The organism is Chitinophaga sp. 180180018-3 (assembly GCF_037893185.1).
GTDB lineage: Bacteria > Bacteroidota > Bacteroidia > Chitinophagales > Chitinophagaceae > Chitinophaga.
The window spans coordinates 7095601-7111871 of the sequence record NZ_CP140772.1; the positions used below are offsets into that span (position 1 = coordinate 7095601).

The following is a 16271-nucleotide window of genomic DNA, read 5'->3' on the forward strand; positions in this document are numbered from 1 at the left end:
ATATAAAAGATTTCTTGATTTGCTAAACCGTTTTAGTCTTTGGGGGTTAGTCTTTGGTCTATAGTTAAATGCAGCGGAAATTACATACGTTATAATCTCCGCTGCATTTAACTATAAAGCTATTTACATATTCCTTCTATACTGGCCTCCCACTTCATACAAGGCATGTGTAATCTGCCCCAGGGAACAGTGTTTCACGGTTTCCATCAGTTCGGCAAAGAGGTTGCCGTTATTCACAGCTACCTGCTGCAGCTGTTTCAGTGCAGCCGTACTTTTTTGTTGGTGCCGCTGCTGGAACGCCTCCAGTGTTCTGATCTGAAACTCCTTCTCTTCTGTTGTAGAGCGGATTACCTCGGCAGGTATAATAGTAGGAGATCCATTCTTATTCAGGAAAGTATTCACCCCTACAATCGGGTATTCGCCCGTATGTTTCAGCGATTCATAATAGAGGCTTTCTTCCTGTATCTTGTTACGCTGATACATTCTTTCCATCGCGCCCAGCACACCACCTCTTTCGGTGATACGGTTGAATTCTGCCAGCACGGCTTCTTCCACCAGGTCGGTCAGTTCCTCGATAAAGAAAGCCCCCTGAACCGGGTTTTCATTTTTAGCAGTGCCCAATTCGCGGTTAATGATCAGCTGTATAGCCATGGCCCTTCTTACGCTTTCCTCGGTAGGCGTGGTAATGGCCTCGTCGTAGGCGTTGGTGTGCAGGGAGTTACAGTTGTCGTAGATTGCATACAACGCCTGCAGTGTGGTACGGATATCGTTGAAGTCGATCTCCTGTGCGTGCAGGCTCCGGCCCGACGTCTGGATATGATATTTCAGCTTCTGCGAGCGGTCGTTTCCTTTATACCTGTATTTGATTGCTTTGGCCCAGATACGGCGGGCAACCCGGCCAATCACGGCGTATTCGGGATCCATTCCGTTACTGAAGAAAAACGACAGATTAGGCGCAAAATCGTCGATGTGCATGCCTCTGCTGAGGTAGTATTCCACATAGGTGAATCCATTGGCCAGCGTAAACGCCAACTGGGTAATAGGATTGGCGCCTGCTTCTGCAATATGATATCCGGAAATACTTACGGAATAGAAGTTCCGTACTTTCTGTCCGATGAAATATTCCTGTACATCTCCCATTAGTTTCAGGGCAAATTCCGTTGAGAAAATACAGGTATTCTGCGCCTGGTCTTCCTTCAGAATATCGGCCTGCACAGTACCGCGTACAGTACTCAGCGCATAGGCTTTTATCTTTTCATAAACTTCCCTCTCCAGCACTTCATCTCCGGAAATGCCCAGCAGGGCGAGTCCCAGTCCGTCGTTACCGGCTGGTAACTCTCCGTTATAATGTGGCAGTGGATGGTCCCTGAATTTTTCGCGTATCTGCGCAGCTACTTTTTCGGTAAGTCCGTTTTCCCGGATATATTTTTCACATTGCTGATCGATGGCAGCATTCATGAAAAAGGCCAGGAGTATAGGCGCAGGGCCGTTGATCGTCATAGATACCGAAGTTTTGGGATCACAGAGATCAAAACCGCTGTACAGCTTTTTTGCATCGTCCACTGTAGCGATGCTCACACCGGAATTGCCGACTTTACCATAGATATCCGGGCGCACCGCGGGATCTTCGCCATAGAGGGTAACACTGTCGAATGCCGTCGACAATCGCTTTGCCGGCTGATCGAGCGATACATAGTGAAATCGTTTATTGGTTCTTTCCGGACCGCCTTCTCCGGCAAACATACGGGTCGGGTCTTCCCCTTCCCTTTTCAGCGGGAATACGCCGGCGGCGTAAGGGAATTCTCCCGGCAGGTTCTCCGTCAGCTGCCAGCGCAGGATATCGCCCCAATCGTTATACTTAGGTAGTGTTACTTTGGGGATACGGCTATGGCTCAGGCTTTCAGTAAAGAGAGGCAGTTTGATTACCTTATCTCTCACCTGAAATTCATAAAAATCAGCGCTGAATTTCTTCACTACCGCCGGCCATTCATCTATCAGCTTTTTACATTCCGGATGCAATGATTTTTCCAGGTGGGCTTTCACGTCAGCCAATACAGCAGCATGGGAAGGCTGCATGCTGATCACTCCTTCCACCTGATAAAGCTGAGTGGCCAGCTTGCATTGCTCATCCACCCATTTACTATAATCGGCAATGGCTTCAGATATTTCAGCCAGGTAACGTACTCTTGCCGGTGGAATGATCTGGGATTTTGTAGAGGTAGATTTCACCGCCTCATGTTCCAATGGGCCAAATGCTGCGCCTGTTTTCTCTTCCACTTTCTCCATCACCTTTTCAAACAGCAGGTTGATTCCGGGATCATTGAACTGGGATGCAATAGAGCCAACTACAGGCAGCTCATCTTCTTTGGCGGTCCAGAGATTATGGTTCCGTTTATATTGCTTGCGCACATCGTGCAGGGCATCGAGCGCACCGGCCTTGTCGAATTTATTGATCGCAATTACATCGGCATAATCCAGCATATTGATCTTCTCCAGCTGGGAAGCAGCCCCATATTCGGGCGTCATCACATAGAGCGATACATCGCAGTAGTCTGTAATAGCGGTGTCGCTTTGTCCTATACCGGAGGTTTCGAGGATGATAAAATCAAATGCTGCCAGGCGGCAGATATCAATGGCTTCCTGTATATGCTCGCTGATGGCCTTATCGCTTTCGCGGGTAGCCAGGGAGCGCATATAAGCCCGGGGATGATGGATGGAGTTCATGCGGATACGATCGCCCAGTAAGGCGCCACCGGTTTTCTTTTTAGAGGGATCCACCGATATAACCGCTACTGTTTTATCCTGGCTGTGGTTCAGGAAACGGCGCACCAGCTCATCCGTCACACTGCTTTTACCTGCCCCGCCGGTACCGGTAATACCCAATACGGGCGACTTTTCCCGATCGGCCAGTGTAATATGGGCACCGGAAGTACTATCTACTGCCACGGCGGCTCTCGATTTTTGTCCGCTTAAAAGAGACACCGGCATATCGTTTTCTGCCAGGCTGATGGCACGCGCAATTACTTTCGGGTTCTTATCCTGCTGCAACCGGGCCACATCTTCTTCGCTGCCTGCAGGCAATGGTTTCACAGGTACATCACATTGCCGGATCAGGTCTTCGATCATCCCTTCCAACCCCATCTGCCTGCCATCATCCGGCGAATAAAGACGGGCTATACCATACGCATGTAATTCTGCTATTTCTGTTGGCAGGATTGTTCCTCCACCCCCACCAAATATTTTAATATGCCCGCAACCTTTCTGCTGCAGGAGATCATACATATATTTAAAAAACTCCACATGCCCACCCTGGTAAGAAGTTACGGCTATTCCCTGTGCGTCTTCCTGTATCGCGCAATCCACAATCTCTGCGGCCGATCGGTTATGTCCGAGGTGAATAACTTCGGCTCCTTTTGCCTGCATGATGCGCCGCATAATATTGATCGCTGCATCATGACCATCAAACAGCGCTGCTGCGGTAACAATCCGTACCTTATGTTGAGGTGTATAAGACATAAAAAATTGCTTTTATCCAGATCTGGCAAGTTACGGAAAAAGCAGCTGAACTGCCGTGCCTGCACGGGTTTTAACAGAATTAGAATTGATTGAACGGTATTAGGATACTGTTGGAAATTTTTTAACCGATTGCCCGGCGGCTTAGTTTTTGCCTAAAACAACTTTCCCTTGTACATCGTCTGCACAAGGGAAAGATAATAGTAAAGACACAAGGCAGTAATGCTTCGCAGTCTTATGTTTCATAACGTGGAACTATAAAATCAAACTATATAATGATTTTCTAGTTATTCAAACTTTTTTATTGGAATTTTTCTACATACGGCAATAAACAAACGAAAAAAAACTTCAGCGAAATAGTCTGGTAATTTTGGTTTTGTCCTGTTTAAAAAATATTGCTTTATAGGATGTGTATATCTTACACAATCTTACTTAAATTTTTGTTAAAAACAAACTTTTTTTTCTTTTTCTGTAGAAAATTAACAGGATGGGATATGGAGAAAGCGGTCCGGCCGGATTCCCTTTACTGCAAAGGGTTCCAGGGAAAATCAGCTGTAAATTTATGGCGGTCGGGAGATAGAAAACTGCTACAGTGGCGGCTATCAGAAGCCGATGCCCAGATAGCGCTTCTTGCGTTGCTCGTACTTGTCGAAATTAAACTTGTATAACCTGGCCGGCCGGTGAGGTACGTCTGCCTCTTCTTCATTCAGATCCAGCAGCAGGTCCATCGACAGGAACTTCTTTCTGAAGTTACGGCGGTCAAGTTCCATATCCAGGATCGCTTCATAAAGGTTTTGTAGTTCACGGAGGGAGAACTTCCGGGGTAACAGGTTGAAGCCTATTGGTTGTACCATCACCTGTTGTTTCAGGCGCTCGTGGCAGGTATCCAGGATCTGTTTATGATCGAAGGCCATTTCTTTCACCTCTTTAACGCTGTGCCAGTGCAGTTCGTTGTTGCTGAGCTTTAATTCCACATGAGCGATATTGACGAGAGAATAATACGCCACGGTGATCACTCTTCCCGCAGGATGACGCTGAACTTCTCCGAAGGTCTGTACCTGCTCCATGTACAGGTTTTCCAGCCCTGTCCGGTCTTTCAGTACGCGATAAGCTGCAGCATCCAACTCTTCATCGGGGCGCACGATATCACCCAGCAGCGACCATTTCCCTTTGAATTCTTTCAGGTCAGATTTGATCAGGAGTACTTTCAGTTCATCGTTATTGAATCCGAAAATGACACAGTCAACCGAAATGGCGACTTTGAAATAGTCCTTTATTTCAACAAGGTGCGTGTTGATGTTTTTGGTGTAAACAGAAGAAATCATAAGGAACGTGGAATTACAGTAAACCGACTTTAATGATTACGCGGATCTACATTCAAATGAAAGAAAAAAAAAGCATATTTAAAACAAAAAAATACTGATTTTTTCAGACAGCCCTCCCTAACCTGAAAGATAAGTTTAAATTTACGGTTCAGTTTTACTACTATGTATACAAAGGAGATAGAAATAACCCTGACGCAGCTGGCCAAGGATCTGCTCAGTCACCTGCCACAACAGCAACTGCTCAGTAACATTGATGAAACCCTGGATGCATTACGCCGTGTTATCAGCTATAACGACTGGCGTTACTATGTACAAAGCGACCCGGTGATCAGTGATTACGAATACGACCAGTTGTTTGCCTGGCTGAAGAAGCTGGAACAGGAACATCCGGAGCTGGTGACAGCGGACTCTCCTACCCAGCGCGTAGCACAGGGGCTGACCAAGGAGTTTGTTACGGTACAACACCTGGTACCGATGTTAAGCCTGGAAAACTCCTATAATGCAGATGACCTGCTCGACTGGGACAGGAAAGCGCGGGAAAGTTCCGGCCTGCATGAAATAGAATATTGTATAGAACCTAAATTCGACGGGGCTAGTATTTCCCTGATATATGAAAATGACCAACTCTCCCGGGGTGCCACCCGGGGCGACGGTGTTGCCGGCGAAGATATCACTACCAATATCCGGCAGATCAGGTCAATTCCGTTGTCGGCCAAATTCTCCAAATACGGTATACACCAGATAGAGATACGCGGGGAAGTATTGATCAATAAAAACACTTTCAAAGCATTCAATGATAAGCGTATCGCCGAGAATCTCCCTCCCCTGGCCAATCCCCGCAATGCAGCATCCGGCTCATTGCGCATGGTGGACCCTAACGAAGTGGCCAAACGGGGGCTGGAAGCTTTTCTGTATCATATGAGCTATCATACGATGGATGCCGGCAAAACGGAACCAGAAGCACTCCTTACCCATAGCGGCACGCTGGACCTGCTTTCCACGCTTGGCTTCCGCAGCCCGGCTAAAGAGAAAAAAGTAGTGAAAGGGATCCAGGCAGTGATCGATTATTGCCTGTGGTTTGAAACAGAAAGAGATAATCTTCCGTACGAGATCGATGGCATGGTCATCAAAGTAAACGACTACGAACTGCAGGACAAACTGGGTATGACCACGCATCACCCGCGCTGGGCGATTGCCTATAAATTCAAGGCCCGTCAGGCTACCAGTAAGCTGCGCGCCGTGGAGTTCCAGGTAGGCCGCACCGGCTCCGTGACGCCTGTTGCGAAGATAGACCCCGTACCCATCGGAGGTGTAACGGTAGGCTCTATTTCCCTGTTCAATGAAGATGTGATCCGGGAAAAAGACCTGAAACTGGGCGATACCGTACTGGTAGAAAGAGCCGGTGATGTAATCCCTTATATTGTAAAATCCGTTGCCGACCTGCGGGACGGCAGCGAACAAACAATCATATTCCCCACCCATTGCCCGGTATGTAACGATAAGCTGGTGAAGCCCGAAGGCGAAAGTGTGTGGCGTTGTACCAATATCAACTGCGAGGCGCAGGTGGTAGAAAGAATGATACACTTCGTGAGCAAGGATGCCATGGACATCAAGAGCTTCGGTGAAAGCAACGTAAAGAAGTTCTTCTCCCTGGGCTTACTGAAAGACATTCCGGGCATCTATGAACTCGACTTCGAAAAGATCGGCACACTGGAGGGCTTTGGGAAGAAGTCGCTGACCAACCTCGAAAGCGCCATTGAGCAATCGAAAACGCAACCACTGCACCGGCTGATATTCGGACTTGGTATCCGTTACGTTGGTGAAACCACCGCCAAAACGCTCGCCAATGCCGTGACTAATATCATGGACCTGCAAAACTGGACCGAGGAACAGATCCTGGCGCTGGAAGATATAGGCCCTAAAGTGGCTGGTTCCATCCGTTTATTCTTCTCCAACAACGATAACATAGCCATGTTGCAAAAACTGGCATCATTAGGTATCAATATGGAGAATGCGAAAAAAGCTACCAGTGTATCGGGTAACCTCAACGGCCAAACGTTTTTGTTCACCGGCACATTGCATAAACTGAAACGCAGCGAAGCAGAGGAAATGGTAGAACAGGAAGGAGGCAAAATTATGAGTGGGGTAAGCAGCAAACTCAACTACCTCGTGGTGGGCGACGATGCAGGCAGCAAGCTGGAAAAAGCCAAAAAGATCAATACTATCAAGATCTTGTCGGAAGATGAATTCCTGGCGATGATTAACAAATAGAAAATATATTAGTTTCCGGAAGCAGTGCTTCCGGAAACTGCGACTAAAAACTAAAAGCTGTTATGTCTGACGAGCATTTTATGCGCCAGGCGCTGACAGAGGCCCGCAAAGCCTTTGAAGACGGAGAAGTGCCCATCGGCGCTGTAGTAGTAATGAACGAACGTATAATAGGGCGGGGTTACAACCATGTAGAGCGCCTGAACGATTGCACGGCGCATGCAGAGATGATAGCGCTTACTGCGGCATTCAATACACTGGGCAGCAAATATCTGATGGATGCTACATTATATGTGACGGTGGAGCCTTGTCTGATGTGCGCCGGCGCACTTTACTGGAGCAAAATCGGAAGGATTGTATATGCGGCTCCGGACGATAAAAACAGTTACCGGCGGTCTACCGGCGACCGGTCCCCGTTTCATCCGAAAACAAAACTGGAGGCCGGTCCGTGCAGGGAAGAAAGTCTGCAATTGATGAAAACTTTCTTTGAGCAGCGACGATAGTTATTTCTTTTCTGTCAGTTTATTCATTCCCATCATTTGGTGCATGGTATGTTCCATGCCTTCAGAGGAGCCATCCAGGAAGATTACATTCCCTTTGGAGTTTTCAGCGAAGTGTTTGATGGCTTCTGTCCACATAGAGAAAAGAATTACAGAGGTATCAAGATTCGCCTGCTGCATTTCCTTAGCTGCCATGGTCATACCTTTAGCCACTTCTTCCCTGAATAAAGCCACCCCCATACCACGCAGCTGCGCAGCCTGACGTTCGGCTTCTGCTGCAATTTTGATGGCATTACCATCCGCTTCTGCAGCTTTGGTTTTGGTGATCAGCAAGGCCTGCCCCTCATTTTCTGCGGCAGCTTTCAGGTTGTTCGAAGCAACTACCTGGGCCATCGACTTCATGATCACCTCATCAAAAGTGATATCATTCATTTGCAGATCCTGTAGGTGAAATCCCCATTCTTCCAGGGTTTTATCGATCTGCTCTTTTACATGTTCTGTAATATCCCTCCGCAATCCCAATACTTCTGCCTGTCTTTTTGTAGCCACGAATCCACGGATAGAACCTTCGATAGTACGTACCAGTGCCTGCATGAAGCTCCTGTCGTCCATGAACTTAAAAGCGACATTCTTAATGGTTTCTTCTTCCTGATTCCACACAGAATACAATAACATCGCTTTAAAATAAACATTGGCCTGATCGATAGTAATTGCCTGAAATTCCAGCTCCACGGATCTGTTCTGGATAGAGATTCTTTTAAAAACTTTTTCAATGACAGGAATCTTCCAGTTTAAACCAGGATACAACACCCGGTTATATTTACCGAAGATGGTAGTAACAGCAATATTACCCTGCTGCACCGTAACAAAGCTGGATAGCACCACAATAAGGATCAGTACTATCAGTACACCAAGAAAAGGTCCCATATAACAATAGTTTAGGTAGGATTTCGGCTTAAATATAATGAAATAAAGGCAATAGGTTCTGCGCCTGCCATCATGGAAAGTTTCTCCAGCACCCTGGCTGCTTATCAGGTCAGCAATGGGTCTGTTGGTTCACTATATATAAAAACCTTAGGGTGCTGGTATTACACGAAAGACGTTCCCGCAGTAAAAGCGCAGGTGCTCAGACTATATCCGTTGCTTTCTTCTGAAGTAAATAAATACATCATCCAGTTCGATTTGCTTTAACTGGTAGGCCAGCCGTGTTCTCAGATCTTCCGTTTCATCTTTAATCTTCGTGTATTGATCTTTCAACACTTCATAACGCGCTACAATCTCCTCTGCGGTTGCAGTTTCCTCCAGTTGTAAAATATTAAATGCTCTTTCCTCGGTTATCATAGTAGATAGGGGTGTTTCAACCGTTAATCATATCGAATGTTTAAAAAACATGCGTAATATTTAAGTCACTAAATTAGTTGAGTTTGAAAGACGAGCCAATACCCAAGATTGGGTATTTTTGAAAAAAAAGATAACTTTTAGCAGATTTTTAGCAAACAAAAATCCTCTCTTTTACCCTGATTACCAGGAAAATATAATTCAATGGCATAATGAGTTATCTAAAAAAATGAAGGTTAAAAACAGTGATCCTCACCATCGGAGTATAATACTTTATAGTATTACAGTTTACTCAAAACCAAGTTTCCGGGCAATGGCCACCAGCTCGGAAGTATTGCGCACCTTGAGTTTCAGCCGGATATTTTTTCTATGTGTTTCCACCGTATGACGGCTCAGGCTCAGTGACTGAGCGATTTCCTTATTATTCAATCCTTTCACAGCCATTGCCAGCACGTCTTTCTCTCTGGCGGTGAGTTTATTCAGCAGGTTTTCATGCTGCCGGCGCATGATCTCATTCAACGCTTCTGAAAGTTGCACATTTGTATCCATCGCGTTGGTGAGATCCAGAAATGCGCAGATGATTTCCACTACACGTCCGTTCTTATCGTGCGTAAAAGGAACTTCCAGACCAAGCAGCCAGCGATACTCGAGCTCCCCTTTCTTCCTGATACGCGCCAGCCCGCCAAACTGTGCTTTGTTATTGATAAATGATTGTTGTGCTACAGCAGCCAGCTTGAAATCATCCGGATGCATAATGTGCCTGAAGAATTCCATGCCCATACCAGTCATCTCTGTACGGGAAAAGCCTACTGTTTCAGCCAGCCGATCATTACACCAGGTGACAGATTTGTTATCGTTATCATAGCTATAGATCATAGCCGGAACATGATGTAGAATGCTCTCCAGCCAGTTGACATGATTTTTTAAATGCTCATTTTCCTTCTGTAAGGCATTGAGGGAAAATTGCAGCGCTGACCCTGCGTCCGAACCTGTCTGCATACTATACTTTTTAAACAAACAATAGGGAACAACTGAGCGGCACACATTTCATGTGTCCGATGTTACGTCCTGTTAAACCGAGTAATTGTAAATTTAGAATAATTTTCCATATGATCAAGCCCTTTCTGTTGCATAATTCAGGGGGCCTCAATCGTTAACTGTCAGTATTCGCAGCCTTTTGCGATATTCCCTGTGTTATTATCCTGCTAACCGGAGAATTAAATGGCTAAATTTTAACGGATTGGCAGTAAATTTGGCGACTGTCAAGAAATCTTATTTTAAAACCCATAAAAAACTGAGTTATGGCATTTACACTTCCGGGCTTACCTTACGCAACAGATGCGTTAGAGCCGAATTTCGATAAACTGACTATGGAAATTCACCATGGTAAGCACCACCAGGCTTATGTTGACAACCTGAACAAAGCGATAGCAGGTACTGAAAATGAGAACAAGTCACTGGAAGAGCTGGTTGCCAATGCTGGCAAAATCAGCCCTGCAGTAAGGAACAATGGTGGTGGTCACTGGAATCACAGTTTCTTCTGGACAAGCCTGGCACCTAATGCCGGCGGCACACCTTCCGGTAAACTGGCAGAAGCCATTAACAGCGCATTTGGTTCTTTTGAGGCATTCCAGGAGAAATTCAATACAGCAGGTGCTACCCGTTTCGGTTCCGGCTGGGCATGGCTGATCGTAAAAGACGGTAAACTGGAAGTTACTTCTACTCCTAATCAGGATAATCCGTTGATGGATGTAGCTGAAGTGAAAGGTACACCTGTCCTGGGCGTTGACGTTTGGGAACATGCTTATTACCTGAAATATCAGAACCGTCGTCCTGAATATCTGAAGGCATTCTGGAACGTTATCGACTGGAAAGCTGTTGAAAAGCGCTACGAAGCGGCGAAGTAAGCTATTAGCCTTTGATAAAAATGCAGCGGAGATCACACTATGTGATCTCCGCTGCATTTTTATCAAAAGCTAAAGACTAAGCCAATTTGAGATTCTTCGGATCCCAATGTATGATCTTATTATTGAAATAGCTCTCGTTACAGAGCAATGCCGGAGCTGCTGCCCGGAAACCGAATGTAGGATCTTCTGCAACTTTTCCACCGGTACGCATAGCATTGAACAGGTTGTAGAAGTGGTCGAAGTGAGCACCTTTATAGCCTTTCTCTGCCTCATATATGGTGGTATCCGGAGGCAGCATTTCTGCCCGATGGTAAGCATATGTTTTCCCGTTGTTGGCAGCAGCAGCGTTGGCGGCAGCCAGCGGGTCATTTTCATCCACCACGTTTTTGTTACGGTAAAGTGTTACCTTATCCCACTCAACAGTCATAGAGCCTTCGCTTCCAACCATACGCAGGTAATTGGTTCCACCGGTACCATCTACAAAGTTTACGCGGAGTGAGAGGTTAAAAGCAGGGTGTATTTCTGTTTCAGGATAATCAAACATACCCAGCATGATATCAGGTACTTCCCTTCCATCTTTCCAGTAGCGCAAACCACCAGTGGCCATTACTTTATTAGGGCCCAGGGAACCTGTTACCAGGTGCAGGCTGGAGAAGAGGTGTACAAAGAGATCTCCGGAAACACCGGTTCCGTAATCCCTGTAGTTACGCCAGCGGAAAAAGCGTAAAGGGTCGAAGCTTCTCTTGGGAGCATTTTTCAGGTATGCTTCCCAATCTACCGTTTTAGTTGAGGCATCAGCCGGAATTGGATACTGCCAGGCTCCTGTAGGCGACATACGTGCCCAGAATCCTTCTGCATAGTTCAATTTACCAATGGCGCCATCTTTCAGCAGCTGGCAGGCTTTTTCGTTACCCAGGGAGCTCATACCCTGACTGCCCACCTGGTATACCACTTTTCCGTTACGTTGCTGCGCTTCCACTACAGCCGGAGCCTCGGTGATATCGTGCACCATCGGCTTTTCGCAGTATACCGATTTGCCCTTATTCATCGCTGCTACGGAAATATCTTTATGCCAGAAGTCAGGCACGGCAATAATTACCGCATCAATGTCTTTTCTTTCCAGGATTTCCTGATAACTGCGGGTAGTGTAAATATCATTACCCCATTTCTTTTTGGCATCCGCGAGGCGTCCGTCGTATAAGTCGCAGGCAGCCACCAGCTTAACACCAGGCACCGTAATCGCCGTATTGGCATCAGCAGTACCCATACCACCAGCACCAATCAATGCTACCTGTATCTGGTCATTGGCACTGTATTTCTCATTCAGGCGGGAAAGTGATTGAATATTTCTTTTCTTATCGGCAGCAGTCAGAATGCTTGGCAGCAACGATGCGCCTACTACCCCTTTGGCAACTTTATTGATAAAGCCCCGGCGGGATCCGTCATTGGAATTTACTGGCATGATTAACCTCTTTAGGTTGAAAAAATGATAACAGAGGCTCTCAAAATAAAAACAATAAACGAGAAAAAAGAATTAAGAATATAGAATGAAGAATTAAGAAACGGAGCGGAGATCTCAGAGGATAAAATACTCGCTGAGATCTCCGCTCCGTTTCTTAATTCTTCATTCTATATTCTTAATTCTTTGTAAGCAACTGTTTGTACTTAACCGGACTATGCAGCAGATTCGCAGCAGTATTGATATCATTGTCCCATTCAAGGGATCTTGTGATACGGCCTTTTTGCAGATAATAACGATTAACAATCTCTTCTTCCAACAGGCGTTTTATCTCTGTTTTATTCTTCAGCAGATCCTGCTTTTTGTCGTGTTTCATTTTAGTTTCCAGCTGCTCCAGCTCTGCGGCTACCGCATCATAGTATTTTTCTTTCTTAGCAGTGGTCTTGAAGGATTCCAGGGCTTCTTCACTACGGGTTTTATAGCTGTAGTCTTTATTTTCAAGGTATCGTTCGAAATCTTCGAAATCCGCATCAGACAAAGAGAAACCAGCTGCATTTCCAATATGAGGATGGCTGTAATAGTAGGTAGTGGCGTAGTCGAAAATAAATTGTTTCCTGAGCAGCGTAAGTGCTACCTGACTGATATAGGTAGGGTCCACTTTTGCATCGGGCTCTATTCCGCCACCATCTTTTACAGAACGGCCATCAGCAGTAGTGAAGGATTTGCGGAGAGAATCAGGCACGTATTCCACGCTGCCATCATCGTTGCGGTGGGAGTAGTCGATTGCCTGTATACAACGGCCGCTGGGCGTATAGTATTTGGCAGTGGTTACCTTCAGTTTCGTATTATAAGGCAGCTGACGGGTAGTTTGTACCAGCCCTTTACCATAGGAACGCTGGCCTATAACCAGTCCTCTGTCGAGATCCTGTATGCTGCCGGCCACAATTTCTGATGCAGATGCAGAAGAGTGATTGGTGAGCACAGCCAGGGGCAGGTGTGTATCTACCGGTTGATCTGTAGTTTCATAATTACGATCCCAGTTCTTTACTTTCCCTCTGGTACTGACAATGAGTTTGTTCTTGTCTACGAAAATATTCGCCACTACCACCGCCTCATCCAGCAGGCCCCCCGGGTTACCGCGCAGATCAAGAATGAGGCCTTTCATGGCGGGGTTCGACTGCTTCAGCTGTTCAAATGCTTTGCGCACCATACTGCCGCTGTTCTCTGTGAATTGGGTCATCCGGATATATCCGATATCATTCTTCACTATACCGGCGTAACTAACTGCTTTTACGTTAATTTCTTCACGGACGATCTTCTTCGGGGTTTCCACACCACTGACCGGGTTGCGGAATACCATGTTGATAGGCGTGCCGGCTGCGCCCTTCAGCAGCTTACTTACATCATCCTGGGGCATATTCTTAATGGATTTCCCGTCCATACTCACAATGATATCACCAGGCTTCACACCTGCCTTATCCATCGGACTGCCTTCGTATACATCGGTGATAGCGGTCCAGTCGCCATTGGTATTGATAGAGGCTCCTACCCCGCCATATTTCCCGGTGGCCATGAATTTCAGGTCGTCCAGATTTTCCTCGGAAACAAAATCGGTGAATGGATCCGTTTCCTCCAGCATTGCCTCAATGCCTTTATGCATCACTTTTTCGGGCGACAGATCATCCACGTAATACGTATTCAGTTCGCGGTAAAAGGCGGCAAATATATCCAGGTTTTTAGCGATCTGAAAGTAACGGTCATTTTCGTTAAAAGCGAAAATCCCGGTGGCTATAAGGAGCAACAGCATAGCTGCTGTCAATTTTCTTCTCTTACTAAAAAAAGCACGCATGCAAACGAGTGTGTAAAGTGAATAATTAAAGCTGGCGATGGCTCAGGGAACCGGGTCGTATCCGTGCCCTCCCCAGGGATGGCACGATAAAATACGTTTTATGGTAAGATACCCTCCCTTGAAAGGGCCATATTTTTTGAATGCTTCCAGCCCATATTGGGAACAGGTGGGCGTATACCGGCATTTACTACCCAACAGGGGCGAAATGAACCATTGATAGATTTTTATCAGGAAAATAAAAGGATAACTCAGCCAACGCATAAAACACCTCCAGCTTTTAGCCGCCGGCAGCTAGCCGGCAGTCGTCAGTAGCTTCTTTAAAATTACCGAAATTTTGCCTTGCAGGGTAGAAAAATCGGGGATTTTTTTGTCGGTATAGATGAGAAAAACCGCCAGCTGTCGCGACTGGATTTTCAGGTGATCATAGAGTTCCTGCTTTTGCAGGCGCCAGGCTTCGCGTCCCAGGCGTTTGATGCGGTTACGGTCTACTGCGCGGGGGAAACGGCGGGTAGCGACGCTAAAACCCACCTGTACCGGGGAATTGCCCTGTTCTTTCAGAGGCATATATATCACCCGGTATGGAAAAACAGAAAACGCTTTTCCTTCACGAAAAAGCGTTTCAATAAGTTTTCTGCTTTTTAACCTTTCTTCCTTTCTAAAAGAATAAGTTTTTATGGCAATAGTATTTAGCTACTATAATTATTTCAGCTTACGCTCGTCAGATACAGTCAGCTTCTTACGACCTTTAGCCCTGCGGGAAGCCAATACTTTACGGCCATTGGCAGTTTCCATTCTCTTTCTGAAGCCGTGAACGCTCTTTCTGCGTCTGTTATGCGGTTGAAAAGTACGTTTCATTTCTTTTTTTGTTTTTACCTGTACTACTAAAACTCCCGGATTAAAGGATAATTTTTAAAACGGAAGGCAAAGGTAGCAGAAAATTTTTGAAAAGTAAAATTAAAATCCAAATATCCTGAAATATAAAGGTGGAATGCAATTCCCATCGCATTCCACCTTTATGTATTAATAAAATAAATTATTTAATACCGAGTTTAGCCTTTACTGCCGGTAAGATATCGTCAGAAGCCGGAGAAACGAGCAGCAGGTTGCTGGAGTTATCGATTACATAGCCATAACCTTTTTCTTTTGCTACATCTTCGATAGCTTTACGAGCCTTATCATAGATAGGTTTCAGCAGTTCTGCCTGTTTGCCCTGCACTTTCTGTTCAGCAGCATCACGGTAGTCCTGGATACGTTTCTGGAGATCCTGAATTTCGCGACCTTTAATTTCTTTCATATTGTCGGTCATAGTGGCAGCTTTGCTGTCGAAATCCTTCATTTTTGTAGTGTACTCATCCACCATAGCTTTGCCTTCACCTTCCAGACTCTGAGCAAATGTCTGCAGATCTGTTTCGGCTTTCTTTGCCTCTGGCATTGCAGCTATCAGCGCCTGTGCATTGATATGCGCTACTTTGGACTGCGCCATTGATTGCATGCTGAACAAACCGGTAACCGCCACAAAAGCAATAATTACGTACTTCTTCATGATGTTGTCTGTGTTTAAAAAAATTTAAATATCAGTTAAAAAATAGGTACAAGTTACTTTTTCACTCCGAGAGATTTCAGTATTTCTTCGCTTTTATCCAGTTTAGGATCAGAGAAAATTACAGTGGCTCCACCAGCCTTATCCAGTACAAAATCATACATTCTGCTTGCAGAAAGCTTCTGCACTGCATTATAGATCCTGTCCTGAATTGGTTTTACCAGCTCTTCTCTCTTTTTGAAAAGATCGCCTTCATACCCGAAACGTTTCTTTTGCAAATCCTTTGCCTCTTTTTCCTTTACCACGATTTCGTCTTCCCGTTTGCGTTTCAGTTCCTCTGTAAGCATTACCTGTTCGGCCTGGTAAGACTTATACATTTTATCCACTTCCTGAAATTTTGCATCAATTTCCTTTTGCCACTGCTCTGCAACGGCATCCAGCTTCTTCTGAGAGTCTTTATACTCAGGAATGCTTTCCAGGATATATTTTGTATCTATCACACAATAACGCTGGGCACTTGCTGTGAAGGCCATTCCCAGCACCACTGCGGCCGTAATAAATATCTTTTTCAT

15 protein-coding genes are annotated in these 16271 nt (G+C 45.7%); 3 read left to right on the forward strand and 12 right to left on the reverse strand.

Features of this window, described 5'->3' with window-relative positions; all coding sequences use genetic code 11:
* Nucleotides 1-123: 123 nt before the first annotated feature.
* Nucleotides 124-3516 (reverse strand): methylmalonyl-CoA mutase family protein, encoded by a 3393-nt coding sequence (locus UNH61_RS27870; RefSeq protein ID WP_326995283.1) that lies wholly within the window; start codon nt 3514-3516, stop codon nt 124-126.
* A gap of 599 nt (nt 3517-4115) precedes the next feature.
* Complete coding sequence (locus tag UNH61_RS27875; protein WP_326995284.1) at nt 4116-4838, reverse strand: NUDIX domain-containing protein; 723 nt, start codon at nt 4836-4838, stop codon at nt 4116-4118.
* Between the two features lie 162 nt (nt 4839-5000).
* Here UNH61_RS27875 and ligA point away from each other — a divergent pair, with 162 nt between their 5' ends.
* Together ligA and UNH61_RS27885 are read left to right on the forward strand one after the other, a co-directional pair.
* Nucleotides 5001-7109, forward strand: coding sequence for an NAD-dependent DNA ligase LigA (gene ligA / locus UNH61_RS27880; RefSeq protein ID WP_326995285.1), 2109 nt, complete (start codon nt 5001-5003; stop codon nt 7107-7109).
* A gap of 62 nt (nt 7110-7171) precedes the next feature.
* A complete protein-coding gene (locus tag UNH61_RS27885) occupies nt 7172-7609 on the forward strand; it encodes a nucleoside deaminase (RefSeq protein WP_326995286.1) in 438 nt (145 codons plus the stop codon).
* Here UNH61_RS27885 and UNH61_RS27890 read toward each other — a convergent pair whose 3' ends face one another.
* From UNH61_RS27890 to UNH61_RS27900, 3 genes are all read right to left on the reverse strand, one after another.
* Entirely contained in the window at nt 7610-8533 is a 924-nt protein-coding gene (locus UNH61_RS27890; RefSeq protein WP_326995287.1) for an SPFH domain-containing protein, read from the reverse strand.
* Nucleotides 8534-8737: 204 nt separating this feature from the next.
* Nucleotides 8738-8947 (reverse strand): hypothetical protein, encoded by a 210-nt coding sequence (locus UNH61_RS27895; protein WP_326995288.1) that lies wholly within the window; start codon nt 8945-8947, stop codon nt 8738-8740.
* A gap of 285 nt (nt 8948-9232) precedes the next feature.
* On the reverse strand, nt 9233-9943 hold the full coding sequence (locus UNH61_RS27900; RefSeq protein WP_326995289.1) for a LuxR C-terminal-related transcriptional regulator: 711 nt from the start codon (nt 9941-9943) through the stop codon (nt 9233-9235).
* 302 nt (nt 9944-10245) lie between these two features.
* Between UNH61_RS27900 and UNH61_RS27905 the strand changes: the two genes are divergently transcribed.
* The gene (locus UNH61_RS27905; RefSeq protein WP_326995290.1) at nt 10246-10851 is read left to right on the forward strand and encodes a superoxide dismutase; all 606 of its coding nucleotides are present in this window, start codon (nt 10246-10248) and stop codon (nt 10849-10851) included.
* Between the two features lie 76 nt (nt 10852-10927).
* Here the strand turns inward: UNH61_RS27905 and UNH61_RS27910 are convergent, their stop codons facing one another.
* From UNH61_RS27910 to UNH61_RS27940, 7 genes are all read right to left on the reverse strand, one after another.
* Nucleotides 10928-12313: a Gfo/Idh/MocA family oxidoreductase gene (locus tag UNH61_RS27910; RefSeq protein WP_326995291.1), complete on the reverse strand. Its 1386-nt coding sequence runs from the start codon at nt 12311-12313 to the stop codon at nt 10928-10930.
* Nucleotides 12314-12488: 175 nt separating this feature from the next.
* The gene (locus UNH61_RS27915) at nt 12489-14117 is read right to left on the reverse strand and encodes a S41 family peptidase (RefSeq protein ID WP_326995292.1); all 1629 of its coding nucleotides are present in this window, start codon (nt 14115-14117) and stop codon (nt 12489-12491) included.
* An 84-nt stretch (nt 14118-14201) separates the two neighbouring features.
* Nucleotides 14202-14420, reverse strand: a complete 219-nt coding sequence (yidD, locus tag UNH61_RS27920; RefSeq protein ID WP_326995293.1) for a membrane protein insertion efficiency factor YidD — start codon at nt 14418-14420, stop codon at nt 14202-14204.
* A 30-nt stretch (nt 14421-14450) separates the two neighbouring features.
* On the reverse strand, nt 14451-14840 hold the full coding sequence (locus tag UNH61_RS27925) for a ribonuclease P protein component (protein WP_326996174.1): 390 nt from the start codon (nt 14838-14840) through the stop codon (nt 14451-14453).
* Between the two features lie 18 nt (nt 14841-14858).
* The gene (rpmH, locus tag UNH61_RS27930; RefSeq protein WP_012788729.1) at nt 14859-15014 is read right to left on the reverse strand and encodes a 50S ribosomal protein L34; all 156 of its coding nucleotides are present in this window, start codon (nt 15012-15014) and stop codon (nt 14859-14861) included.
* Nucleotides 15015-15192: 178 nt separating this feature from the next.
* Complete coding sequence (locus UNH61_RS27935) at nt 15193-15702, reverse strand: OmpH family outer membrane protein (protein WP_326995294.1); 510 nt, start codon at nt 15700-15702, stop codon at nt 15193-15195.
* A 53-nt stretch (nt 15703-15755) separates the two neighbouring features.
* Entirely contained in the window at nt 15756-16271 is a 516-nt protein-coding gene (locus UNH61_RS27940; RefSeq protein WP_326995295.1) for an OmpH family outer membrane protein, read from the reverse strand.